This window comes from Lysinibacillus sp. KU-BSD001 (genome assembly GCF_042920265.1).
Taxonomy (GTDB): Bacteria; Bacillota; Bacilli; order Bacillales_A; family Planococcaceae; genus Lysinibacillus_B.
In genome coordinates, this window is record NZ_JBDQZI010000015.1 from 76,224 (window position 1) to 102,370 (window position 26,147).

General features: G+C 36.1%; 22 protein-coding genes and 2 pseudogenes. 9 read left to right on the forward strand and 15 right to left on the reverse strand.

Going from position 1 to position 26,147, the window contains the following annotated elements; genetic code table 11:
- Positions 1–7: 7 nt before the first annotated feature.
- Positions 8–1,006, reverse strand: coding sequence for an ERF family protein (locus AAGS61_RS17810; protein WP_391375024.1), 999 nt, complete (start codon positions 1,004–1,006; stop codon positions 8–10).
- A 479-nt stretch (positions 1,007–1,485) separates the two neighbouring features.
- Between AAGS61_RS17810 and AAGS61_RS17815 the strand changes: the two genes are divergently transcribed.
- Positions 1,486–1,863 (forward strand): hypothetical protein, encoded by a 378-nt coding sequence (locus AAGS61_RS17815; RefSeq protein ID WP_391375027.1) that lies wholly within the window; start codon positions 1,486–1,488, stop codon positions 1,861–1,863.
- On the forward strand, positions 1,860–2,255 hold the full coding sequence (locus AAGS61_RS17820; protein ID WP_391375028.1) for a hypothetical protein: 396 nt from the start codon (positions 1,860–1,862) through the stop codon (positions 2,253–2,255). The genes AAGS61_RS17815 and AAGS61_RS17820 overlap by 4 nt, the downstream gene beginning before the upstream one ends.
- 53 nt (positions 2,256–2,308) lie before the next feature.
- Here the strand turns inward: AAGS61_RS17820 and AAGS61_RS17825 are convergent, their stop codons facing one another.
- Positions 2,309–3,007 (reverse strand): hypothetical protein, encoded by a 699-nt coding sequence (locus tag AAGS61_RS17825; RefSeq protein WP_391375031.1) that lies wholly within the window; start codon positions 3,005–3,007, stop codon positions 2,309–2,311.
- A 167-nt stretch (positions 3,008–3,174) separates the two neighbouring features.
- On the opposite strand from AAGS61_RS17825, the gene AAGS61_RS17830 reads away from it, so the two are divergent.
- Positions 3,175–3,423, forward strand: coding sequence for a DUF7669 domain-containing protein (locus AAGS61_RS17830; RefSeq protein ID WP_391375034.1), 249 nt, complete (start codon positions 3,175–3,177; stop codon positions 3,421–3,423).
- A 42-nt stretch (positions 3,424–3,465) separates the two neighbouring features.
- Here AAGS61_RS17830 and AAGS61_RS17835 read toward each other — a convergent pair whose 3' ends face one another.
- Entirely contained in the window at positions 3,466–4,326 is an 861-nt protein-coding gene (locus tag AAGS61_RS17835; RefSeq protein ID WP_391375037.1) for a 30S ribosomal protein S1, read from the reverse strand.
- Between the two features lie 71 nt (positions 4,327–4,397).
- On the reverse strand, positions 4,398–6,143 hold the full coding sequence (locus AAGS61_RS17840; protein WP_391375039.1) for a type IV secretory system conjugative DNA transfer family protein: 1,746 nt from the start codon (positions 6,141–6,143) through the stop codon (positions 4,398–4,400).
- Positions 6,144–6,465: 322 nt separating this feature from the next.
- On the opposite strand from AAGS61_RS17840, the pseudogene AAGS61_RS17845 reads away from it, so the two are divergent.
- Positions 6,466–9,462, forward strand: a pseudogene (locus tag AAGS61_RS17845) (Tn3 family transposase).
- Between the two features lie 215 nt (positions 9,463–9,677).
- On the opposite strand, the pseudogene AAGS61_RS17850 reads toward AAGS61_RS17845, so the two are convergent.
- From AAGS61_RS17850 to AAGS61_RS17865, 4 genes and pseudogenes are all read right to left on the reverse strand, one after another.
- Positions 9,678–9,964, reverse strand: a pseudogene (locus AAGS61_RS17850) (tautomerase family protein); the annotation flags it as partial.
- Positions 9,965–10,196: 232 nt separating this feature from the next.
- Positions 10,197–12,326 (reverse strand): heavy metal translocating P-type ATPase, encoded by a 2,130-nt coding sequence (locus tag AAGS61_RS17855; protein ID WP_017474135.1) that lies wholly within the window; start codon positions 12,324–12,326, stop codon positions 10,197–10,199.
- A complete protein-coding gene (locus AAGS61_RS17860) occupies positions 12,319–12,687 on the reverse strand; it encodes an ArsR/SmtB family transcription factor (protein ID WP_017474136.1) in 369 nt (122 codons plus the stop codon). Before AAGS61_RS17860 ends, AAGS61_RS17855 begins: the two co-directional genes overlap by 8 nt.
- A 200-nt stretch (positions 12,688–12,887) precedes the next feature.
- On the reverse strand, positions 12,888–13,463 hold the full coding sequence (locus tag AAGS61_RS17865) for a recombinase family protein (RefSeq protein WP_017474137.1): 576 nt from the start codon (positions 13,461–13,463) through the stop codon (positions 12,888–12,890).
- A gap of 146 nt (positions 13,464–13,609) precedes the next feature.
- On the opposite strand from AAGS61_RS17865, the gene AAGS61_RS17870 reads away from it, so the two are divergent.
- On the forward strand, positions 13,610–16,576 hold the full coding sequence (locus AAGS61_RS17870; protein WP_017474138.1) for a Tn3 family transposase: 2,967 nt from the start codon (positions 13,610–13,612) through the stop codon (positions 16,574–16,576).
- Between the two features lie 455 nt (positions 16,577–17,031).
- Here the strand turns inward: AAGS61_RS17870 and AAGS61_RS17875 are convergent, their stop codons facing one another.
- The 3 genes from AAGS61_RS17875 to AAGS61_RS17885 all read right to left on the reverse strand — a co-directional run bounded on the left by AAGS61_RS17875 (position 17,032) and on the right by AAGS61_RS17885 (position 20,388).
- Entirely contained in the window at positions 17,032–18,369 is a 1,338-nt protein-coding gene (locus AAGS61_RS17875; RefSeq protein WP_391375044.1) for a helix-turn-helix domain-containing protein, read from the reverse strand.
- 308 nt (positions 18,370–18,677) lie between these two features.
- Positions 18,678–19,769, reverse strand: coding sequence for a hypothetical protein (locus AAGS61_RS17880; protein WP_391375046.1), 1,092 nt, complete (start codon positions 19,767–19,769; stop codon positions 18,678–18,680).
- A gap of 16 nt (positions 19,770–19,785) precedes the next feature.
- A complete protein-coding gene (locus tag AAGS61_RS17885) occupies positions 19,786–20,388 on the reverse strand; it encodes a type IV toxin-antitoxin system AbiEi family antitoxin domain-containing protein (RefSeq protein ID WP_391375048.1) in 603 nt (200 codons plus the stop codon).
- Between the two features lie 1,010 nt (positions 20,389–21,398).
- Here AAGS61_RS17885 and AAGS61_RS17890 point away from each other — a divergent pair.
- Both AAGS61_RS17890 and AAGS61_RS17895 read left to right on the forward strand, forming a co-directional pair.
- Complete coding sequence (locus AAGS61_RS17890) at positions 21,399–21,665, forward strand: type II toxin-antitoxin system Phd/YefM family antitoxin (RefSeq protein ID WP_391375051.1); 267 nt, start codon at positions 21,399–21,401, stop codon at positions 21,663–21,665.
- The gene (locus AAGS61_RS17895) at positions 21,658–21,918 is read left to right on the forward strand and encodes a Txe/YoeB family addiction module toxin (RefSeq protein WP_391375053.1); all 261 of its coding nucleotides are present in this window, start codon (positions 21,658–21,660) and stop codon (positions 21,916–21,918) included. Before AAGS61_RS17890 ends, AAGS61_RS17895 begins: the two co-directional genes overlap by 8 nt.
- Positions 21,919–22,210: 292 nt before the next feature.
- Here AAGS61_RS17895 and AAGS61_RS17900 read toward each other — a convergent pair whose 3' ends face one another.
- Entirely contained in the window at positions 22,211–22,513 is a 303-nt protein-coding gene (locus AAGS61_RS17900) for a hypothetical protein (RefSeq protein WP_391375056.1), read from the reverse strand.
- A 336-nt stretch (positions 22,514–22,849) separates the two neighbouring features.
- Between AAGS61_RS17900 and AAGS61_RS17905 the strand changes: the two genes are divergently transcribed.
- Positions 22,850–23,062, forward strand: a complete 213-nt coding sequence (locus AAGS61_RS17905; RefSeq protein WP_391375059.1) for a hypothetical protein — start codon at positions 22,850–22,852, stop codon at positions 23,060–23,062.
- A gap of 3 nt (positions 23,063–23,065) precedes the next feature.
- Here the strand turns inward: AAGS61_RS17905 and AAGS61_RS17910 are convergent, their stop codons facing one another.
- Positions 23,066–23,356 (reverse strand): DUF5839 family protein, encoded by a 291-nt coding sequence (locus AAGS61_RS17910; RefSeq protein WP_391375062.1) that lies wholly within the window; start codon positions 23,354–23,356, stop codon positions 23,066–23,068.
- A gap of 139 nt (positions 23,357–23,495) precedes the next feature.
- Between AAGS61_RS17910 and AAGS61_RS17915 the strand changes: the two genes are divergently transcribed.
- Positions 23,496–24,272, forward strand: coding sequence for an acetoin reductase (locus AAGS61_RS17915; protein WP_391375065.1), 777 nt, complete (start codon positions 23,496–23,498; stop codon positions 24,270–24,272).
- Between the two features lie 728 nt (positions 24,273–25,000).
- On the opposite strand, the gene AAGS61_RS17920 is transcribed toward AAGS61_RS17915, so the two are convergent.
- The gene (locus AAGS61_RS17920) at positions 25,001–25,216 is read right to left on the reverse strand and encodes a hypothetical protein (protein ID WP_391375067.1); all 216 of its coding nucleotides are present in this window, start codon (positions 25,214–25,216) and stop codon (positions 25,001–25,003) included.
- A 21-nt stretch (positions 25,217–25,237) separates the two neighbouring features.
- Complete coding sequence (locus AAGS61_RS17925; RefSeq protein ID WP_391375069.1) at positions 25,238–25,864, reverse strand: hypothetical protein; 627 nt, start codon at positions 25,862–25,864, stop codon at positions 25,238–25,240.
- Between the last annotated feature and the right edge of the window lie 283 nt (positions 25,865–26,147).

Below are 26,147 nucleotides of genomic sequence, written 5' to 3' on the forward strand. Positions count from 1 at the left end.
ACCTTTCTTACACTAGGAAGAACATATTATTTTGTTCTTGTAGCGATAAATTGTAATTCGTGCCTATTACTAGACTCTGTGCTTTAGCAAAGTTTTCATCACGAGCTAAAACGGTGAGTGTTTGCCCCGTTGTAGACTGCACTTGCATTTCCATATAGTTTTGACCATTACCAGAAACGCGAGGAATTAATGAAAGCACTTTATAAGCTTCTTTCGATTGATCAAATTCAGGCTGCTGCATCACCTGTGAAGCAGTTTGCACCTGAATAGGTTGAACTTGATTTTGAGAGGCTGGTGATAATGGAGTGACAGGTTGCTGCCCTGCTGCACTCGCTTTTTTCAGCCAATCCTTTACTGCCCGTTTGGCAGCACCGAAATAATCCGTTGTCAGCTTATCTAATGATTTCACTTGGAATTCATAAGAAAAGCGTTCCATTACTGAACTAAAATCAGCCTGACAAACTGTTGCTAATTGATTTAAAAGACCTTTCAATTCATTGACCTGAGCTTCTAAAATATAATCTACTGACAGCTGACCCGATTTCTTTTGAAAAGCATCTGGATCGTCAGAGTCTGTAGGTATATTAAAACTCTTGAGCAGGAAATATTTCTCCCCATAGGTCATTGCTTTACCGACACCTTTTTCTTGGTTGGTATCAATGCCTTGTGAATAGAAAGGAACAACATATGACTCTCCTGATTCACTATCAAACCATGTGAATTCAAAAAATAACTCAGTAAAATAGGTAATCGAATTTTTAATGTTGCCATACTTGTCTTTGTTGCTTGCAACCGTTTGAGTTACCTCGCGTGAAATAATCTTCGGAAACAGAACTAATCCCATTTCATCTAATTTGTCACGTACAGCTGCTAATACATTGGAAGAGCCAACGTACGCATATTGATATCCGTTTTGTGACTTCTGTAAATATGGAACTGCCTTTCTCACTTCCACCAATTTCTGTAATAACTTGGTCGGTGCTATTGTTGTCTGAATCTCTGTCATGCTGACATCTCTCCTTAAAATGAATTTTTTGCAATAAAAAAACGACCATCTATGTATCTACACATAGAAAAGTCGTTTAATATTACGCTATAAAAAAGACGCACTGAAATAAGTACACCGATTTAACAAAAGTTTTTGCAAGTCAATACTCACAAGGCCACTTTACTCCATAAAGAGCTTTCTAAATGGCAAAACAAAGGTTTTCGCTAGAACATTTTATAGATGAAATCCATCTGCCTAGCCATCAGCTATTTCAAATAAATTGAATATCCAAATTGGATAAATAAAAGCTTGATGATAAAGTAAAGTACACTATTCATTTTAACGACTTTTCGTTAAAAGTCAATCATTTTACATTTCTATAAATATATTTTTCTATAAAGGGAAATTTATCTGTGTTTATTTAATTTCAAAAAGGTAATAATATGTACAAACATTTGTACATATTTTGTACATATACTATACTAGGAGGTGAAAACATGAGAGAAGAGGGTGAGTTCATGCCAGCACTTATGGAACAGTTAGACATTAAACGTATCGAAAACGAATTACCGAATCGTAATCGACTTCAAGCTTCTGATTTACGTCACAGTAAGAAGTGGAAAGAATTGTTGCAGGACTATGCGACAATTGAAATCATCTCTAGTGGTGAAACGATTGCTCAACTAAATACACCGGATCTAATCCCTTCATTAATCCATAAAATTAAATTATTGGAGCAAGAAGTGGAACAGCTTAAAATTGAACGTTTATACAGTGAACGATTACAAGAGAAACAATTACTGAACGGAGCAGCTCTTGAAGATGCAGCAAACGCATTATTAGATCAGTATTTACAAAACGGAGAAATAAAATGACAGTTTCTGAACAATCCTTGCGAAATGCAATTTCTACAATTGCGAGCATTAAAGAAATATCCATGAATCCACAGCATTTACTATTAGATATTTTAGCTTTATCGAAAGTACCTGCATTTGCTGAAGATGAAAAATTTAATTCTGTACTTCACACCGTTACAAAGGCTCTACTTGAGATTGTTCAAAATCCCGCAATTGGTGACAACCTGAAAAATGATTTTGCCGGGTTTAAGTCGCTTCATAAAAAATCAGACTATCCAACGGACCCACCACATGATGACTTACGTATCGTTTATCATCCTGAAACAGGGCAAATTTGGATTGTTGCATTTGGTCATCGCTACTTACCAGATGACTTTTACAACCGTATTCGAGCAAGTAAAAGGGTATGACAATTTGACGTCATACCCTTTACTTTTATCTCTTTTTCTAAAAATATATTTTTCTATTTAGATAAAACCCAGCCACCTTCATTTAAGCCATAAAACCCAAACCCGCATACCTGTTCATACAACTGGCTATCTGTAACAGCTCTCACCTTAATATCATTCGTCTTCAAAGCCATTAAAAGACCATTCAAATGATTAATTTTCTCCGCTACTATAAATAAACGTCTTTCCTTACAAACACTTTGGTAACGCTCAATAAAATGCAGAAGCTCCGACGTATCCCCTCGGTCTATATACACCTCATACACATGTTCATTCATTTCAATTTGATAAACAAAGGGTTGAATGCTCGCTAACAGCTTTAATTCAAATGGAAGTTTCTGATTTAATTCATAATAGAAATCGACACCAACTAATCGTTTCAAAACGTCTTCTGTTTCATAGCCCAGCCAATAATTACTGGTATTGGCCAATGTATAGATCAACCATTCCTGCCCATTTTTTAGTAAGCAGTGCTTTACTAATAGCTTTTTACGCACCATATTTTCAATTTGCTTCTCGCCTGCTTTAAATCGATTCCTTAATTGCTTCTGTGTAATCACCTGAAATATTTTCAAGTGTCGCAGTATATGTTCCTCTTTCTCCATACGTCGCTGCATATCTCGATTAATAATACGGTCACTCATGACATTCCACTTAACCGACCACTCATGTCGTCCTAGAGAAAAAGGACTGACAAATGGCTTCTTCCCCATTTACATAGTCCCTTCTACTTTTATTTTTTCTAAAAATCTATAAAAAGAAAAATATATTTATCGCTTTTTATTTATTTCTACCTTTAAACACACCACATACTCACAATACACGCTTACTAGACAGGACTTTAACGACAAGCTATATTGATAGAAAAGGAGGGAGTCGAATGAAAGCAACGACTTGTCGAGAACAAATTTTAACTGCTGCTGAACAAATCACACAGTCTAAAAATCTAAATGAATTTACCATCTTAGACGTCCTCAACTATCTAACACATCAAAATACGCCGTATAAGGAAAGCACCATTCGCACACATATCACTTCAAAAATGTGTAGCAATGCACCGAATCATCATGCTGTTACCTACAATGACCTCACTCGTATTAAACCGGGTGTATACAGTCTAAATAAATAAAATTCTATATTTCTATTTATATTTTTTTCTCTTTTTCTACTGTTAGTATAACGGGCTCATCACTCGCACAATTTTCGCATGAATCTTATTCGAGCCCTTTGATTCTACTTTTGTAATGCGTACAAGCACTTTACTACCCTTCTCAACATGCTGGAACTTTAAATGCTGTGCTAAACAATCGACACCTTCTTCTAACGCCACAAATACACCGTACGCTTGTACACCTGAGACAGTTCCAACATATTCACCATTTGGTACATAACGAGATAAACATTCCGGAAATGGATTCTCCATCAACGGCTTTCTTGATACTTTAATCTTATCTAAATTCATTTCTACAACCTGTACGCGAATATGATCACCAGGCTTATACATTGAACGTAAATCATCTACCCAACCATATGATAATTCAAAGGCTGGAATATGAACGTCGATTCCCCCAATATCACCAATTAAATGACCTTTTTCAACTTCACGCACAACACAATAAATATTGTAGCCTTCTTTGATTTTACTTAACGTAATACCAGCTGTAATTTCACGGGCTTTCTTACGAGAAGCAACAAACATCTCAGCTTCCATGCTATAACGTAAAATAATAAACTGAATTTCACGATTTGCTAAGGCTCTGAACTTATTTAATGCGTAAGGGTCCTCTGGATTAATACCTGATTCATCTAAAGGAATTAAACCTTTCACTTTTCCTATACGCACAACACCGCAAACAACCTTTTGTTCGTTAATTTTGTGTGTTTCAAAGCCAATTAGTTGTTCACCAACAATACGCTCTGTTTGCTGAGCCTTCGCAATATCGTTCCATACATCATACTGTCTTTCACGTTCTAGCTCTGCTACAATTTCAGGATTAAACCCTTCGATTAAAATATCATTTAGACCACTCATATTAAAAATACCTCTTTCGCTTTTTCTAGATGACAATCATGCTGTCATTTCATTCATATGGGATTTTAAATTTAAAAGAATGTATCGCCATTCTCATACGCTTCATCATCTGATACGACAAATTTAGATGAGTCCGTTGAACTGCTATCACCAGCAGTCGCTTTCTCTACTTTTGGAACAGACGTTGGCACGACTTTCTTACATACATCTACCTGTTCTATAGTTGAAAGCACTTCTAAATCATTATTCTGTTTAACTAGCTCTTTTGGAGATACTTCTTGCAGCTTACTTTGAATTTCTTCTTGTACAGGCACTTGCTGAACGACAACTTGTTTATGCTGTCCTAGTAAAATCGCATTTTCCTCTACAAATTCACGACTTCCCTCTTTATCTGGATTCACTGAAAAAATGGCTGATTTAGTAGGAAGTACTTTTGTTTCACGTGAAAAACTATGTGAAAATAATTTTTTAATTAACCCACGATTTTCTTCTTGGATAGGCTGATTAATGGGCTGTTCCCAGCTTCTTTGCTCTTTCCAATTACGAGGAACAAATGCTCCAACCCCTTCAATCGGCTTCTGAGGAGTCCCATCATTTAAGATTTTGCAGATAAAATGGAATCGCTTCATCTGATCCTGTAAGTAGGTCGGTCGATACCGATATTCTTCTGTTTCTGTATCTCGGTAGCTCTCTGGGAAAAATTTTGACGTCAGAATCTTATTTTTGTAAGTAGACTGCCGCATAATCACAACATCCTTACCGAATTCCTCTGCAAACTCTTTTGCATCAGCTGAAGATAAACCACAGAAAGCAATTTTGTTTCGACAGTTCGTCATAATGGCCTGTTTCATTGCCTTCGCACCAATGCGACCAGATTCAATTTCTAATTGGCCAAGTGATTGAATCGCAAAAATACCAGCCACACGAGAGCTCGCTGCAACAGATAAAAACATTTCTACATCAGGATTAATGTATCGGGCATATTCATCCACAATCATAAAATGCGGTGTACGTGTTTTCTCCATACCAGGACGACGTAATGCAGCTGATTGAATATGCATCGTTACAAACATGCCAAAAGCATCTCCAGCCTTCTTTAAACGCCCTAAATCCGTATTAACAAGTAAAACACCACCATTGGCTAAATGCTCATCTAAATTGATGCTGCTCTTACCTGAAATAATATGACGTAACTGTTCATTACCGGTCATATTTTCAAGTTGTGCACGTAATCCGATGATTAATTTACGATACTGATCTGCAAGTGAACCAAACATTTCATTTTCAAAAAATGAAAGTAAATCTGAAGCTTCACCTTGATCCCTTAAATCCTCTACATAGCGCCTTAACAGCTTTTCATCACGTAATGTTGCCAATAAATCTAATAAGGTTAAATTATCACCCTTCAATAGCTTTAAAAGCTTCGTAACATTACGTGTAGAGAGTTCAGCTAATGTTTGGAAAAACGCCTCCTGCTTACCAAATAAAGATTGTAAAACAGCTACTGTCGCCTCTATTACTACATCCGTATCGCCTTCCATTACATTAAAGAAATCAGTATTCGAATTAGATGGATCAAGCAATACATAAGGAATATCCATCTCCTTACAAAACTCCTCAACCTCCCAAATCAAATCACCTTTTGGCTCCACTAATGAAAAACCTAATTTCTTTCCACGCTTCTTTTGTTCTAATAACTGAAATATTGTCGGTAACAAAATCGTTGATGTTTTACCACAACGTGTAGGACCAGTAATTAAAAAATGCGTAAACGGATCATTGCCACCAATAATTATGGGGTTATCTGTTTTAGCCATACTATTATCCCTCTTTTAACGAATTTTCGTTATTTTTAAATAAAAAAATATAAAATACTCACTAGAACATTCATTACTAATATTTTAACGAATTTTCGTTATTTTATTCTAACACAATGATTTATCTAATGTAAATATGCTAAGATATACTTGTCTGAATTTCTGGAACTGACATATACAATTCGTATTGTATACTCATTCTTGAAAGCAAAAGGGCTTAGTGACAGGGTAGCTGCTCTAGACCGCAAAGTATTGTTTTCATCCTCCAATCAATAGATTACACTCAAATTAGTAATTACTTTAGATTAGGGGAAGAGGATTTATGAAACGAAATTGGAATGAAGACGAACTTCTAGAACATTTTACCTTATTACCAATTGAAAGAAAGCTGATTGGAAATAAAACAGGGGCAAGTCGTTTAGGCTTTACAGTATTATTAAAGTACTTTCAGCAAGAGGCACGATTTCCTGCAAAAAAACAGGATATTCCCAAAGTGGTCATTGAATTTATAGCACATCAATTAGGATTTTCTCCAACGCTCTTTGAAGAATATCGTTGGGGAGCAGAGGAAAGAAATTTTACTTATCATCGAAAGCAAATTAGGGAATTCTTCGATTTTAGAGAGCTAACGGCAAAGGACAATGATCTTTTGACAGATTGGTTAAACGAACAAGTTCACTTTATACATGATACTGACTATTTAAAAAATCAGGCATATAGTCTGTTTCGCAAGTGGAAAGTCGAACCTCCTTCAAACGGGAGTTTAAAGCGAATGATTGATTCTGCCATCGATATTTTTGAAAAGAATTTGTACGAATCGATTTATCAGCAGCTATCTCCTAAGACTTGGTCACGATTAGATGCGTTACTGGAATCTTTTGCTGATGAGGTATCAGCAGAAGGCTTTGAAGAAGAATTTCATAAGGAAAGGGAATCCGATATTTTAACTTTTCGCCAACTTTTATCTTCTCCTAGCAAACCAAGTGTAAACACTATGGAAATAGAAATTTAAAAATTGTTTGCGATTCGGCATCTACACATTCCTCCAAGATTATTTCATCATTTGACTCCGAAATTAGTAAAGAAATATCGACTTCGTGCAGCTACAGAAACTGTAACGGAATTGCGTGCACACCCTGCACCCATTCGCTATACCCTTCTTGCCATTTTATTTTCGCATCGTCATGAGGAAGTTATTGATTATTTAGCTGATTTATTGGATGAAATTACGCTTAAATTCGGAAATAAGGCCAAAAATACAACTCGAAAAGAAGCAGTAGAAGAATTAGAAAGAGTCCAAGGAAAAAACAAATATATTGTCAATCTATTAAAAGCATCCGTAGATCATCCAGAAGGGGTCATTCAAGATACCTTATTCCCTATTGTTAGCTCTGATATGATTCGAGATATTATTAAGGACATGACAAAAAATAACCGGGAGTACAAAGAAAAAATCTATACAAAAATGCACTCTTCTTACCAAGGGCATTATCGGAAGTCTCTTTCTAAAATTTTAAACAACCTTACTTTTCGCTCAAATAATCAATTTCACCAGCCGATTATTGAGGCTATCCAACTTATACGAGAGTATGGAGAAAGTGGGCAACGTTATTTTGCTGCTGGGGATGAGGTTCCCGTTGAGGGAGTCATTCAGCCTAAGTGGAAGGATATTATTGTTGAAACGGATAGTAAAGGGATGGAGAGGGTGAACCGAATCAATTATGAGATTGCTGTTTTACATTCGCTTCGCACTCGACTTCGTTGTAAGGAAATTTGGATCGAGGGCGCTGATCGTTATCGAAATCCGGATGAAGATCTGCCTCAAGATTTTGATGAGCACAAGGAAGAATATTTTCAAGCACTTAAAGCTCCTCTTGATGTAGAGCCTTTTATCAAAGATATTATACAGATGATGAAAGATAAACTCCAATTATTGAATCAAGGGATAGAAGATCAAAGTAATGAAAAAGTAGCGATTACTACCAGAAATAACAAGGGATGGATTAGAGTTACTCCACTCGAAAAGCAACCTGAACCTCCACATGTGACAATGCTTAAACAGGAGATTAAGAACCGTTGGACCGATATTAACCTATTGGATTTATTAAAAGAAACAGATTTTCACACGGAGTTCACCAAACACTTTAAGACCACAGCCAATCGAGAGATTTTAGATCGAGAAACTGTCCAACGACGGCTTCTTCTAAGTTTATTTGGATTAGGAACAAATACAGGTTTGAAAACTGTTTCAGCAGGGAACCGCCTAGATGGTTATCGGGAACTTCGGTATATACGTCAAAAATTTATTCATAAGGATCATTTGAGAAAAGCCAACGCAGAGGTTACAAACCATATCATCTACAATCGAATGAAAGAGGTATGGGGAGAAGCTACCACTGCATGTGCTTCCGATTCAAAACATTTTGGCTCTTGGGATCAGAACCTGCTCTCGGAATGGCACCCTCGTTATAAGAAACATGGAGTCATGATCTATTGGCATACAGATCGAAAGTCAGCTTGTATCTATTCTCAGCTTAAGTCCTGCCTTTCTTCGGAGGTGGCAGCAATGATGGAAGGGGTTCTTCGTCACTGTACGGACATGGAGGTTGACCGAAATTATGTCGATACACACGGACAAAGTGTTGTTGCTTTTGCTTTTTGTCATCTACTTGGTTTTAAGCTGATGCCACGTTTTAAAAATATTGGGTCTCAAAAGCTATATCGTCCAGAAGCCGGCATGAATGAGGAATATCCTCATCTACAACAGGCTTTAAGCAGACCGATTAACTGGGATCTTATTCGGCAGCAGTATGAACAAATTATTAAGTTTGCAACTGCTCTACGGTTGGGTACTGCTTCTGCCGAATCCATATTAAAGCGATTTACAAGGGATACGAAACATCCAACCTATCAGGCTTTATGTGAATTAGGAAAAGCTATTAAAACAATCTTTTTATGTGATTATTTACACTATGAAGAGATTCGTAGGGAGATCCATGAAGGATTAAATACAGTGGAACAATGGAACTCGGTGAATACCTATATTTTCTATGGAAAAAACAGTGAAATTCGTTCCAATTCGATAGAAGATCAAGAGGTGTCCGCCTTATCACTTCAATTGTTGCAAAATTGCTTAGTCTATATGAATACCTTAATGGTGCAAGAAGTTCTTTATGACAATAATCAATATTGGTTGAAGAAAATGACTCCGGAAGATTTTAGGGGAATAACACCTTTATTTTATCATCATGTCAATCCATACGGAACTTTTGAACTTGATATGGATCAGCGAATACCTATTAAGTTGAAAGTCTCATAGTTGTCATAATTTGGGACGGTAATAAAACCAGCTAATAAACACCTGTCAAGATATTAGCTGGTTTCCCGTTAATCAGAGACTAATCCTTACTTCAGAAAAGCGCCCTTTAACAGAAGACTCAATTTCAAGATAATATTAAAGACAATTAATTCCTTTTCACTTAATGCTGTTCGTTACTTAAAAAAAGAAGTGGTCAGTAAATGACCATCTCGAATTTATACATTAACTTTATAACTCAGCTTTAACTCATCTCCAGGTAATCCTCTTATACCCCAGTTATGTTTTGGTGTTTCAAAAATTGTAATCTCAATATCTTGTGGAGATATATTCAATTCACTATTAATACGTTTAAATAGTAACTTTAGTAATTGCTTTTGGCTTCTACCGAACGACCTTCGAACATACTAACTTCAATTACTGTATATGATTCAGTTCTTCCACTCGCGAAATAAAAATCTTCCTTATCCAAAGGGAAGAAACGATGAAACCTCTTATCAGATGGAAAATCAAGTGCTTCCACCATACACGGGGTAGCGTCAGGAAAATGCGGATTTACAACGCTAAGGAAATTCCCATACTAAAAAGCCAAATTTCTCAACATCAATTGAGAAATTTGGCTTTTTCCGTTGCTCAGTTAAAGCGTCCTTTAGTTGTATATTTCCTGTTAATATCCCTTTTGAAGCATAACATTGTTTTCAATGATCGCACCCGATAGTTGACGCCCATTTTAGAACCTATTCTTTGATTTTCAATAAGCGTAAACTGTTTAATGTTACAAGTAAAGTTGCTCCCATATCAGCAAATATAGCTATCCAAAGTGTTAACCAACCGGGCATGACCAAAAGTAATGCCACTAATTTAATCGCCAAAGAGAAGGTAATGTTTTGCTTGATGATTGCTAAAGCCTTACGGCTTAATTTTATTGTATATGGCAATTTACTCAAATCATCAGACATTAAGGCGATGTCAGCCGTTTCTAAAGCTGTATCAGTTCCAGCACCACCCATTGCTACACCAACGGTAGATGCCGCAAGGGCTGGAGCATCATTCACGCCATCTCCGACCATCCCCACACTTTGATGTTTTTCTCGAAGTTCTTTAATAAAATTAAGCTTATCTTCTGGAAGTAAGTCAGCTTTAATATCCGAAACACCAACTTGTTTTCCGATGGCTGTTGCCGTTCTTTGGTTATCGCCTGTTAGCATCACTGTTTCGATTCCCATATTGTTCAACTTGCCGATAACTTCTTTAGACGATTCCCTCATTTCATCGGCTACGGCAATAAACGAAAGAATTTCTTTTTCTGTTCCTAACACCATCACCGTTTTACCTTGAGTTTGCATATCGGCAATTTTTTCTTTCCTATCGCTTGAAATGCTTCCGTGTAATTCCTCAAAAAGATTTGGACTTCCCACATAATACATTTCATTATTTATTTTGGCTTTAACGCCTTTACCTGTAATGGATTGAAAATCCTCTACTGTTACTTCGTTGAATTTTAATCCATTTTCTTCTGCTTTTCGCATAATCGCTGAAGCAAGAGGGTGCTGTGATCCTTTTTCAATGGCTGCTGTTATGGTCATTAATTCATTTTCATTTCTACCATATGTCACAATGTCTGTTACAGCAGGAATCCCTTTGGTTAATGTTCCTGTTTTATCAAAGGCTATCGCTTTTAAGTGTCCTGCTTCTTCTAAATGGATACCACCTTTAATTAAAACACCATTTTTCGCTGCATTTCCTATTGCTGTAACCACAGCAACTGGAGTTGAGACTACTAAGGCACAAGGACAACCAACCACTAATACAGCTAAGCCTTGATAAATCCATTGGCTCCAGTCTCCGCCAAATAATGGTGGAACTACCGCAATTAAAAGAGCTAGTATGACAATAGCTGGTGTATAGTATTTTGCAAATTTATCGACAAACGCTTGAGAAGGGGCCCGTTCTGCTTGGGCTTCTTCTACCAAGTGAATGATTTTTGAAAGAGTAGTATCTTCAACTCGTTTTGTTACTTTAACCTCAAGTAACCCTTCTTCATTCAAGGTTCCTGCAAATACTTCATCATTTGTGGTTTTCGTTACTGGAACACTTTCACCTGTAATCGCAGCCTGATTTAATGTCGATGTACCTTTAACCACTATTCCATCCATTGCTAACTTTTGACCGGGCTTAACAATCATGATGTCTCCAACTTGAATATCATCAACATGAATCATCATTTCTTCATTGCCTCGTCGAATTAACGCTTCTTTTGGGGCAATATCCATTAAAGATTCAATAGATTGACGTGCTTTATCCATTGAATAACGCTCTAATGCTTCACTAATCGCAAATAGGATAACAACGGTTGCCCCTTCACCCCATTCACCAATGATTGCAGCTCCTATAATTGCAATAGTCATAAGCGTATTCATATCGAAATTTAATCTGCTTAGATTTTTGAGACCTTTAATGAATAACGAATATCCACCGATTAAAATGGACGCTGCATAACCAATTGTCGGTAGAACATGCTCTTCACCATACTGCTCTCCTAAGAACCAGCTAACTACAAGTAAAAGAGCTGATATATATACCTTAATGTTTTCTTTCTGCTTCCAAAAAGGTTCTCGTTCTACCCTTTGTTCTTTTTCATCTCGAATTTTTAAATTTTCAAATGCTCCTGCTTTTTCTAATTCTTCAATGGTTGTCGTCCCTTTAACATAAACTTTAGATGCTCCGAAATTTACTTTCGCATCCTGAACACCGGGAAGTTCTTTAACATTATTTTCAAAAATGGCTGCACAGTTAGTACAAGTAAATCCTTGAACACGATAGGCTTTCATTTCTTCTTCAGACAGTTTTGCTTTCCCACTAGACATTGATCTTCACCTCTTTCTTATGTGCCAATGCAATCATCATAATTTGTCTGATATGCTCATCATCTAATGAATAAAATGCAAGTTTTCCCTCTTTTCGAAACTTAACAATCCCTTGCTTATGGAGCGTTCGCAGGTGATGAGAGGCATTTGCAACCGTAACACCTATAATATTTGCTATATCACACACACACAGTTCGTCATCTTGACATAAAGCATAGGTAATTTTTGCTCTATTTTCATCTGCAATAGCTTTTAACATTTGGGCAACACTAGAAATATCTACTGTCTGTAAATTACCTTGTATTCGATTGACCTTTTCTTCGTCATAACAATAAATTTCACAAGTATCTTTCTTAATCACATTCTCACCCCAATATCATTCAAGTGTTTATTTGAATATAGTATAACCATTTTTAATAATTCATTCAAGTGTTTGTTTGAATGAGTAAAAAAATTCATAAAAAAAGAATTGGAGTACCCAATTCTAATAACAAAATAACCAAACTGCATAAGACTTTAAGTACATAACATTATCTGGCCAATTAATGGAATAGGACTGAACTATTTGTTCTCTTCCGATAGCTTTCTATATAATGAAGCCCTAGACACATTTGTAATTTCACAAATTTGATTTACAGTCATATTTCCTTCTTTATATAGCTTTACTGCATAATTCATTCCCGCATGATTTTTATGATATTTCTTTATCCGACCTTTAAACTTTCCTTCTTTCTTAGCCAGCTCAATCCCTTCACGTTGACGCATACGGATAAGATCTCTCTCTAACTGGTTAACACCAGCCATTACTGTAATTAAGAATTGGCTGTATGGATTATCCTCTGATAAATCTAGCCATGTATCCTTGAGTGATTTTAAGCTGGCTTTTTTCCTTCGTATGTAATCGATCAATTCAAATAAATCTTGTGTACTACGAGTAATTCGAGTTAAATCTGTAACATAAATGGTGTCACCATCTTGTAAGTCCTCTAACATTTTTTGAAGTTGCTCACGTTCCTTCGTTGCCCCAGAAACTTTTTCTTCGTATATAATATCCATTCCGAATTCGCTTAGCTGCTGAAATTGTCTTGAAGGGTTTTGACTAGTTGAACTGACACGTACATAACCAATTTTCCGCAAAATATCACCTCACTTTTGAGACAAGTCTTATGAGACGCTCTTAACTATGATTTTACCAGTCTACTTCATTTGTATCAATAGAGTACACTCTATTGATATATAATTGAACTAATAAATTGAAAAATACAGAAATGGGATGATATTGAATGAAAATTGCGAGAGGTAGAGAATTGCTTACACCGGAACAGAGACAGTCTTTTATGCAAATCCCTGAAGATGAATGGATATTGGGGACCTACTTCACTTTTTCCAATCGTGATTTAGAAATAGTTAATAAGCGAAGGAGGGAAGAAAACCGTTTAGGGTTTGCCGTTCAATTAGCTGTTCTTCGGTATCCCGGTTGGCCATACACTCATATCAAAAGCATCCCAGATTTGGTCATACAATATATATCGAAACAGATTGGTGCTAGTCCATCCTCGCTTGATCATTATCCTCAAAGGGAAAATACACTTTGGGATCATTTGAAAGAAATTCGAAGTGAATATGACTTTGTAACTTTTACCCTGAGTGAATATCGAATGACGTTTAAGTACCTTCATCAATTAGCTTTGGAAAATGGTGATACTATTCATCTACTGCATGAATGCATAGATTTTCTAAGAAAAAACAAAATTATACTGCCTGCTATCACTACACTTGAAAGAATGGTGTGGGAAGCAAGGGCGATGGCTGAAAAGAAGCTATTTAATACAGTTAGTAGATCTCTTACAAATGAGCAAAAAGAAAAACTTGAAGAGATTATTACTTCGCAGCATCCATCCGAATCCAATAAAACGATATTGGGTTGGTTAAAGGAACCACCGGGTCATCCTTCACCCGAAACTTTTCTAAAAGTAATAGAACGACTTGAATACCTACGAGAAATGGAATTAGAAACAGTGCAAATTAGCCATTTGCATCGTAATCGTCTATTACAGCTTTCTCGCTTAGGTTCAAGATACGAACCGTATGCGTTCCGTGACTTTCAAGAAAATAAACGTTATTCGATATTAGCCGTCTATTTATTACAACTTACTCAGGAGCTAACAGATAAAGCGTTTGAAATTCATGATAGGCAAATACTTAGTTTGTTATCAAAAGGCCGTAAGGCTCAAGAGGAAATCCAGAAACAAAACGGTAAAAAGCTAAATGAGAAAGTTATACACTTTACGAACATCGGACAAGCATTAATTAAAGCAAGAGAGGAAAAACTAGACGTTTTTAAGGTTTTAGAATCAGTTATTGAATGGAATACCTTTGTCTGTTCAGTAGAAGAGGCTCAGGAGCTTGCACGTCCTGCCGACTATGATTATTTGGACTTACTGCAAAAACGATTTTATTCACTTAGAAAATATACGCCAACGCTATTAAGGGTACTGGAATTTCATTCTACAAAGGCAAATGAACCACTTTTACAAGCCGTAGAGATTATTCGAGGAATGAACGAATCCGGAAAGCGAAAAGTGCCTGATGACTCACCCGTGGATTTTATTTCAAAACGATGGAAAAAGCATTTATATGAGGATGATGGTACAACAATTAATCGTCATTACTATGAAATGGCTGTTTTAACAGAACTTCGGGAGCATGTTCGTGCAGGAGATGTTTCCATTGTTGGCAGTAGACAATATAGGGATTTTGAGGAATATTTGTTTTCGGAAGATACATGGAATCAATCGAAGGGGAATACGAGATTATCAGTTAATTTATCATTCGAAGATTATATAACGGAGAGAACCAGCAGCCTTAATGAAAGGTTAAAATGGTTAGCTGCCAATTCCAACAAGTTGGATGGAGTTTCTCTTGAAAAAGGAAAACTGTCACTTGCACGCTTAGAAAAAGATGTTCCAGAAGAAGCAAAAAAGTTTAGTGCAAGCCTTTATCAGATGCTACCAAGAATAAAATTAACCGATTTACTCATGGATGTTGCTCATATAACAGGATTTCATGAGCAATTCACCCATGCTTCCAATAATCGAAAACCAGATAAAGAAGAAACAATCATTATCATGGCTGCCCTTTTAGGGATGGGAATGAATATTGGCTTGAGCAAGATGGCCGAAGCCACACCCGGACTTACATATAAGCAACTAGCTAATGTATCTCAATGGCGCATGTATGAAGATGCAATGAATAAAGCCCAAGCCATTTTAGTAAATTTTCATCATAAATTACAGTTGTCCTCCTATTGGGGCGACGGTACAACATCCTCGTCAGATGGTATGAGAATGCAGCTAGGTGTTTCATCACTGCATGCAGATGCAAACCCACATTACGGGACTGGAAAAGGAGCAACTATCTACCGTTTTACTAGTGATCAATTCTCTTCTTATTACACAAAGATTATACATACAAATTCAAGGGATGCTATTCATGTTTTGGATGGATTGTTGCACCACGAGACGGATCTAAATATAGAAGAGCATTATACAGACACAGCTGGTTACACAGACCAAATATTCGGACTGACTCATTTATTAGGATTTAAATTTGCTCCTAGAATAAGAGATTTATCAGACTCGAAATTATTTACAATAGATAAAGCAAGTGAGTATCCAAAATTAGAAGCCATTTTACGTGGACAAATAAATAAAAAGGTCATTAAAGAAAATTATGAGGATGTTTTGCGATTAGCTCATTCTATAAGGGAGGGAACAGTTTCAGCCTCCCTTATAATGGGGAAACTAGGTTCCTATTCAAGACAAAACAGCTTAGCTACCGCCTTACGTGAGATGGGCCGAATAGAAAAAACGATCTTTATTTTGAATTACATTTCAGATGAATCATTAAGAAGAAAAATACAAAGAGGATTGAATAAAGGAGAAGCCATGAATGGATTAGCAAGGGCTATTTTCTTTGGAAAACAAGGTGAGCTTAGAGAACGAACCATACAGCATCAATTGCAAAGGGCCAGTGCCTTAAACATAATCATTAATGCCATCAGTATCTGGAATACCTTACATCTAACAAAAGCAGTTGAATATCAAAAACAGTCTGGTAGTTTTAATGAAGAATTATTGCACCATATATCGCCTCTAGGTTGGGAACATATTAATTTACTAGGAGAATACCATTTTAATTCCGAGAAAATAGTCTCGTTAGATTCTTTAAGACCATTGAAATTTTCTTAACGTTGTTAAAAATGGGGGAATCGTCTCGAAAATGTGCTTAGCGTTGTAAATCCGCATTTTCCTGACGGGACCCCAACAAGGGCTGGTGCTAATCGCACCGTAACGCCCTAAAAGAAAATGAAATACTTGCTCCGCATTATTAATATTTGCTTAATAAATATTCAACCCATTGTAGACACAACAAGTGTACAAAACATCCAATATCGGAAATTTGATGTTATAGACCTAACGTAGAATACATAGAATCCTATATATATTGTTAATTAATAAGCCATATTATCAATTGTTATAATACGTGTACTAATCCTCTAGTTGTTAGATTCTTCTAGTTCTATCGTATGGTTCTTCTTGTTTGTTAATTTCTCTATATTCGTTTTCTATTAGTAGAGTCGAGCGAGTAGAGCCTAGACAGCGGACACCCATCTTATATAAAGAGCATTTCGTGACCCCCCCCCTTAAATCGCTCTACGACAACGTTTTACAGTAGATAAAGAAATATCTAGCTTATCGGCTATTTGAGCATTCGATAACCCTTTTTCATGTAATTCCTTTACTTTAGCAACAAGCTCTTTTTTAGCAGCTTCGCGTGGCGTTAAACCGTCCTCATTTCGAGGTGTTCGACGCTCATTATTTCGCTGATACTTAACCTCTTTGCTAATAATAGTTTTGAGGTACTTTTGCTCCTCAACAGTGATTGCTAGCAATTCAATAAGCTTACGATTACTAAAATTATAACCTCGCATTTTATACACGCCTGCTTGCAATTTAAGCTCCTCTGGTGATTTACCTTGTATATCTCTGAACATTTTAACGGATGATGACACATAAGATTTAACTTCATCCTCTGTCAAAGGCTCTAAAAAGCTGTCATTAAGATTTAAAGTATTGTACAACGCTGTTTTTTCGTCTTGATGCACCAACAACATCCAATAGTGATAAATGTATATCAACGTATCCCTAAAGCCCGTTACATCATAATTTCGCAACTTACAGAGCATCTCGAAATCTCTCGCTCTCGTAATATTTAGATTATAAACATTGTGTAGGTGCTTAATATTACGCTTCGTATGTTGAGCAAGCTTGTCCTTACGTCGTCTTTCATTATCAGCTAACATCTCCTCATATTGACCATCAAAATTAAGATACTCTTGCATAATACGCATTGTGTACGTTGCTTGAGGATTGAATGTTACTATCTGAACACGTTTATCCGCTTTCGTTTTACTTCCAGGCACACGTAACACCCTTGATACATCTAATGCTTGTGCATCAGCACCAATATCCTTGAAAATGTCGTACAAATAGCGTTGGATATGCTCATATAGCCGAGTTACTTTCGGAAATTTACCAGGAGCAGATTCGGTTTTCCAAATCGCATAATAACCATTCCCCGAATCAATGATACAAGTTGGTTCGGGCACAGTTTCACGCTTTACTTCATGTTGGATGGCTCGTAGAGCATCCTCCTTACTCACGCCTATTTTTAAGCAATCAATGTCCAAAAAGAAAGCATTTAAGTGTCGTACATTACGCTTTGCACGTGACGGACGGAAGAATGTATTGACCGACAAATAGCACGTACCCTCCAAGTTCAAATAATAAGCCAACAAATCAAGTGGCACAGATGTTTGAGTAAATTTACCTCTCTCTTTTTTAGCGACAGCAATATACCCACAATCATCCTCGTACATCGTACTAATATAATTATCAAGTGTAATTGTTGGCAAAGCACTTGATACATATGTATCCGCCATATCTATTGCTGTTAAGTTTTCTGGTTTTAACAATCCCATAAAAAAAACGACCTCCTTTCAAATTTGAAAAGAAGCCGTCCCAAAAATCATTTAAATAAAGACTAAAAATGCTAATAGTTAAGAAGTATTAATACATTAATAGTTGTAAAAACACTTAAAAACACATATAATAGTCTTAATTTATGGAGTGCCGTACATCTAATCTCAACAAACTTTGGTCAGGGCGTTGATTCTGGTGGAACGGCTTCTTTTTTTTGTCTGTTTTTCTAGTATTATACTATATCTCTATCAAATTAATATATTTTTTAGCTATCGGCTGCACCGATCCATTTGCAAAGCAAATGGATTCAAGCTGCTTCCCCTACTCTTCGAATAGATATATTTAAAGCATCCGTAAGCATTACCCCGTTTTTGCTCAAATCAATTTCCACTCGTGATTCGCCATTATCATTTTTTTTATTCGCTGCTGAATTAAATTTAGAAAGTTGTAGTTCGTTGACGAATACAAGTTTAATTTCGAAATTTAAAAGCGATTCACGAACGAATAAAGAAAATAATTTATAGATTACAGATAGATTTTTTACAATCTTTTTGTATTCGGCTTTTTCCTGGGTTACTAAGTAATCCACGTCAATTGTTAATCGCTCGTCATCCCACACAACGCCCGCTATATCCATGTTTGTCAGCACTTTAGGGAGTGATACATCCTCATGCCATTCATATGTTCGAGGTTCTTTAAATACTGCGTCGATTTCTTTCAGTTCTGCATCAAGTGTCCCACCCTTGTTGTTTTTGCTCTTTTGCCCAAATTCCAAAGCTTTATTTTTAATATCCTCCGATTGCTTAAGATAACGTGTGTAATCATTAGTAGGTTCAAAATGGATGTAATCCAACGGCATAGATCTAAACACATTGATAATCTTCCTAAAATAAAGCAGATTCTGATTTTGTTTGTAAGCATAGCTGGAGGCATTAGACCGCCAATGCTTTACTAAGTCAACAATTGAATGTTTTGTTAAGAACATTTTAAATCGGTCATATATCATCGCAGCTCGCAACACACGTTTTTCAATCTTATTCGGAGAAAGGTGCTTACGGTTGAGAGTATTAGCTCCAATCGTATTCGGCAGCCTCATAAAGTGTGCTGTAGCGTATTTTGACAGGTACAAAATGCGTGTGCGAACTGGATTATAACTTAATGAAATATACTCTTGCTGCAAAACCTCCTCTTTGACCAATTTCGATATAAGCTTTTGAGCTTTAGAAAAATTCATTTGTGAATCAGTTAAGCATAAAAAATCAATCAGAACCGGTGCGGAAATTAATCTATCACCAACATAATAGATTATGTTAAGCACGTCACGATGTTTGGTACATAACATATTGCGAACTTCATCTTTTCGCAGCGTCTCACGCTGCTTTTTTTCTTCATAATTCAATGGTATCACCTCCTAATCAGATTCTTTGTGGTTCGTATTTCAACTTCATCACTTGTACAAACTCAGCTTTGGCTTGCAGTTCGGCATGACCGTAGCTATTGGTAGCGACTTCGTAGCCAATTCGTATGCCTTCTTCCGTTTCGTAAACTGCATCTACAGCCGATATATCTCGTGATTTATAAGCAGCTTCTAGCTGATCGGCACGTGCAACATCTCCTTGATTGCGTAAATCTTCGATATGGGCTAAAAATTCGCTCCGAATTTCAGATTCGGTCATCCATGTACTACGCTCATGTTCACCAAGCGAAAAATACTTATTAGCAATCGCGATATCGTGTTGAGGCGAAACGGATTGATAATAGCTATGCTCACGACCATCTCGATGGTCATAAAAATCACGTCCAACCTCCGTCAATTTGTAGCAATGATCTAGCTGCTTAGATTGATTACGATAGCTCACTTTTTCCAGGTATCCTTGCTTAACAAAGTTTCGGATGCGTTTATCGGACATACCACATTCATTGAGTTGTTCGGATGTGATATGACCGACTTTCGAAATGGCTGATAATGCAGTCGCATCAGTAGCCATATATGTTTTGATGTATTGTTTTTTGGCCAACGATAACACCTCCTTTAGTGTGATAAATTTGGGGCATGAGCCACGATGGAGCGATGCAACCGAATAGGGAGCATTGATTTATCGTGGGCAACATGCAGAGAAACGGTGATTCGAAATGTGACCGAATAGGGAGCATTTTGAGCCACTGTTGAACGTAATGTTGCAACTCCAATAGCAGAGAAATGTGACCGAATAGGGAGCATTTTTTTGCTATTGGGCAATCGTAGATTGCAGGCAGACCGAAACGAGTGACTGTACGTTATCCAGCCACAACTTGTTGGGGTACGCTTTGGATAACGACAGGCGTTTACGAGTGGAGGTCTGCCATGCTCGACACTTTGAAAAAGTGTTGATGCATGAATCTTTTGAGTGGTTTTTGTGAGCAAAAATCATGCTCTGTTGACTTGCGACTGCTATATTATAGATTTTTGGGCCTCATAATATTCCAAAGGAATGTTATGAGGCCCAAAAAATCGAATAATATAAAGCAAAAAGATACAAAAATAGACGGGACGGCTGTTTTTGTATCTTTTTCGCAAGGCAATAAAAAAGTACCTGAACAGACACTTTTTCCTCTTCTTTTTTGTGCTGTATTAATCAAACTGCAAGTGTTCAGACAAATATATTTAACGAATCGACTTGCGTCTATTAAGAGGTAACTTCATAAAATTCCGAAATCTGGCGAAACCCCTTAGTGCTTATTACAAAGATTTCTTAAATGTTTTCAAAGAAACTTTCTTTATTACAGGATTTTTTAAAATGTTTTTAACAAAGCTTGCTTCTTTACAAGGGTTTTTTTAATGCTTTTAACAAGGAGTCAGCCACCAAAAATCGGATATTATACGCTAAGAGATAACCAAAAACGAACGTTTATAAAATATACGTTTTAACAGTGCTTTCCCTAAATGGAACGTAAAAAATTATATAAAGATGGGCTTTTTGCTTTTGCAAAATCAAATGGTATGCCATATAATTAATTGTACAACATATTGTACAATGGAGGTGTGGAAATGGAAGCAGTAACGTACTCAAATTTCCGTCAAAATTTACGTGGCTATATGAAACAAATCAATGAAGATTCAGATACATTTATTGTGACAAGTAAAGACGTAGAAGATACGGTTGTTGTCATGTCTAAGCGTGATTATGATGCGATGCAAGAAACGCTGCGTACCTTGTCAAATGCGTATGTGATGGATAAAATTCGTCGAGGCGATGAACAATTCCAAACGGGTGAAGCGAAAATTCATGAATTAATTGAGGTTGAAGATGATTAAAGTTTGGTCAGATGATGCTTGGGCAGATTATATGTACTGGCATGATCAAGGTGATAAAAGCACCATCAAAAAAATAAATCGGTTAATCAAAGACATTGACCGCAATCCATTTGAAGGAATTGGGAAGCCTGAGCCTTTAAAATATGAATTGTCAGGGAAATGGTCCCGTCGTATTACAGATGAACATCGTTTAATTTATCGTATAGCCAATGACATGATTTATATTTATTCCGCAAAAGATCATTATGTTTAAAATGTTAGTTAAAACTGTCATAAAATCAGGCTAAAAATATGCATGATTTTATGCACAGGGCTCCAGCTGCCACATGCCAACAATCACGCTCAAATTGCTGGTATTCATGGGTTTGTAGAAAACTGCATAAAAAGCTGTATAACAAATGTTCCACTTAAAAAGGCAAAAACGCTGTTACATCAACGTTTTTGCCTTTTTGGTGTGTTCCCAAACTTGCATTTGGGAACGTTATTTTGTATGTGTTTGTATAATTTAAACTAAAGGATTCCATTAGTTTAAAAAGCTAATATTATTATATGTTATTTTTAGGTTCATTTAATAATAATGGCTTTTTACTTTGTCGGTTTATTAAAAGAATTATCCCAGCTTGTATAGTCATCGATAAAACAAGAAGGATTAAATGTGTAAAACCATGACCAATCCATGAAAAAATATAGTAAAGTGGTGCTGATGAAAGGTACGAAATATATTGATTTTTAGTTAAAATAAAAATAATTGTTGAGATACAAGAAGTCACTAATAAAACCTCTAAAATAATTCTAGCAAATTTAAAATCAAAAGAATTCATGTAATAAAGTTCATTAAATAATTCCATTTTTATTCCTCCTGGTTTATTTTTTAAAGAACACCCTCTCTTTAAATATATTTTAACATTTTTTGGGATAATGGTGAAAGGAAAGATAAACATTCCCAAAGCGACGTTTGGACACACATCAAAAAGCCACGAATGTTGTGATATCAACGTTTCGTGGCTTTTCTTGTGAACATTGTTTATGCATCTTTTTATACAAACCACATAAATGTTGATGTAGCAGCCTTTTTACTTGTTTGGTTTATTCTTCACTTTGCATAAAATCGTGTATATTTAAAGAACTACAAAAAAGGCATAAAGAGCATTTTTTGCTTCTAAAAAACACAAAGAGGTGTAACGATGAAACGAGAAGATATTGACTTAATCCAACGTTGGTTATACTACGATCAAGTAAGTGAGCAAGATGTGCATCATCGAATTATTGAATATCGTCTCCAAAATTTTGATGTATCCGCAGCCATCGAAATTGCCAAACTACAAAAGCAGTATGAGCAAGGGCATCTTTCATTAGAGAAGCTACAAGAAGTGTATAAACAGTACCAAGTGAAATAGGATCTATTCGATTGCTCGCATCGGTGCTTTCTCTAAAAGCCGAATAACCCTTTCATATTGTTTCTCTGTCTCTTCAAACTCTTTTCGAAAAACTCTTGTGACCAAAAATGACGCCAATGTTTTCCCTACAGCCACAATATCACCTGGTTGAAGATTGACATCACGTAAATGTTTAGGAATATGCCAAGTATAGGGTTTAGGATATAGCTTCAGTATGTCACTATCTTTTTTTCTTTTATTTACCGTACTTCCTTGAAGTTGCTTGCCTTTCCACTTAAAAAGGAAACTACTCAATCTGCTAAGGCTACTCTTTTTTTGATACTGTTTTGAATACAAATTATTGTATTTTTTTAAGTTATATTGTTATAGTGACAAAAGAGAAAATTTAGATAAAGATTTTCTGAAAAAAATATTACAACGAGGTGTATTCTCAATGAGTAAAGTTGCAGTTATTACAGGTTCAGCTGGTGGTTTAGGTCGTGGCATTGCAGAACGTTTAATTAAAGACGGTTTCAAGGTAGTATTGCACGATATTAATCAAGAGTTATTAAATACCACTCTAGAAGAACTAAAATCTCAAAATGCTGATGTAATTGGCGTTGTAGGAGATGTTTCAAAACAAACAGATCAATTTAATCTTGTTCAAAAAGCAGTAGAAACATTTGGACGTTTAGATGTATTTATAAATAATGCCGGTATTGACGCAGTTAAACCTTTCCTAGAGATCGATGAAAAAGAATTAAATCGCTTATTTAACATCAACGTAAACGGTGTTGTATTTGGTACACAAGCTGCTGCTAAACAATTTATCGTACAAGGCTCAAAAGGTAAAATAATTAATGCTTGTAGTATCGCAGGACACGAATCATTCGAAATGTTAGGTACTTATTCTGCCACAAAACATGCAGTACGTTCATTCACACATTCAGCTGCAAAAGAACTTGCAAAACATCAAATTACAGTTAACGCCTACTGCCCAGGTATTGCGAAAACAAAAATGTGGGATCGCATTGATGAAGAAATGGTGCATTACAGCAATGGCGCTTTAAAACCAGGAGAGGCATTTGCTAAATATTCTGAAGGTATCGCGTTACAACGTTACCAAACACCAGAAGACGTAGCAAATCTTGTTTCATTCTTAGCTTCTGATGATGCAGATTATATTACAGGTCAAGCAATCTTAACAGACGGTGGCTTAGTTTACCGCTAAACTGCAAGACAACTACTTATGCTTTATTGAGTTTACGAAAGGTTGTCAATAAAAAGAGCAGGGTTCCAGGAACTCTGCTCTTTTTTATGAGATTTATTCTTGTTGTGATGAAGAAACAGTCCTGTAATTAGTTGCTAAATAACTTAATTTACTTAATATAGCGATTTACTATCAGAAAGTATGCTGTAGCACTAATGAAGATGAAATTAAAAATCACCCCTTAACAAGCTCTTTTAAACGTTGGGTGTTACAGACCTTAAGTGCAAACCAATAGGTCTCACACAGACGTTTTTCTACCTTATTTTTACAAGAAATTAACTATTCACAATAACATTTGATTAAAACCATTTTTATAGGGCTTTTACACTTAATTTTTAAAAATTAAATAAATAAATAAAAAAATAGCTAAAAAAACCTTTAAATAAGCCTTTTGATAAAAAGAATTCATTATCAGGCTAGGTCTCTTTTACTTCGTAAAAGAGACCTAGCCTGATATCGTCTTTAATTTTATTTTCATTTTAAAAAACAACAAAAGCCCTTAAAAGCCTTTAGAGGGCTTTTAAGGGCTTTTTTAATTATTCTTGATAAAATATACATTTTTATTATTTAAACGCCTTACAGACAATCCTGAACGGTTTTAATGACGAAATAATTCATTACTGTTAAATCACCTTTATTTATGTTCATTTGATAACAAATCCACAAAAAAAAGCTTAAGTCAATTCAACTCAAGCCAAATCATCATCTGCTGATGTCACTAAAACACTAAGCCCCTTGTCACCATAATCCCACATTTTAATTTCTGGCGTCACACCCTCTGGTAACGTAAAAAAACATCGCTCTGACGGTCTGATAATGTCTCTATCAGCTGTGCATCCATATACATAGGTAGCTGGATGTATCAATACGTCTCGCCCTGTATCATTGTAATAGAGAAGTTGCATTCACCTTATCACCCTTTCTCTTCAATAAGCATCTAAAAACGCTTCTAAAGCTAAATACATAACATCTGACTTATTTAATCGCTCCTGCTCACAAAATACGTCTAAACGCTCACCAATAGCCTTATCGATCACAATAGTTTTACGTGTTTTTTCTCCTTGTGGAATCCCCTTTACTCGTTCATGAACAGATGGCTTCGCTTCCAAAACATTTATACCCTCTTTAGAATTACGCCACTCCTGAAGCATCTCCAAAATCATATTTACTTCATCTGAGGTGAACTGCATGGGAACAGTAGATGAAATAGAGTTCACAGCAAGTTCACCTCGACGCACACCTAGTTCACCCGTAGTCATATGCAATTCACCTTCACTCATATTAGTATGAACTTTAGATGAATTACGTTTCACCTGAAGATTACCTTGTTTCACATAATCAAAAATCGATTTATTTAACGGTTCTTCACCTGCTCCAACATAATGCCATCCTTTGGGAGCACGATTACTAAATTCATAACCAGCAGCCTTTAAAGCAGCTCTAAAAGGCTTTTCAGAAATCCCCTCAATGGCTTTTGCAACATCCCCTGTTTTAATACCATCCATCTTTAAAGCAACTAAAATTGATTTAATTGTTGTATCAGGTAAAAACATACCCTATTCATCCCCATTTCACATCAGATCATCTATGTATTACTCTATATTATTCTAGGTGAAATCAAATTCACCTCTAATTCACAAGTAAATAGTCGGCATAGTCTAATCATATAAAACAAGTATAAAAGCGTATGGCTACGCCGCGATGCTCCCCAACAAGGGGTAGCGTCAGGAAAATGCGGATTTACAACGCTAAGGAAATTCCCATACTAAAAAGCCAAATTTCTCAACATCAATTGAGAAATTTGGCTTTTTCCGTTGCTCAGTTAAAGCGTCCTTT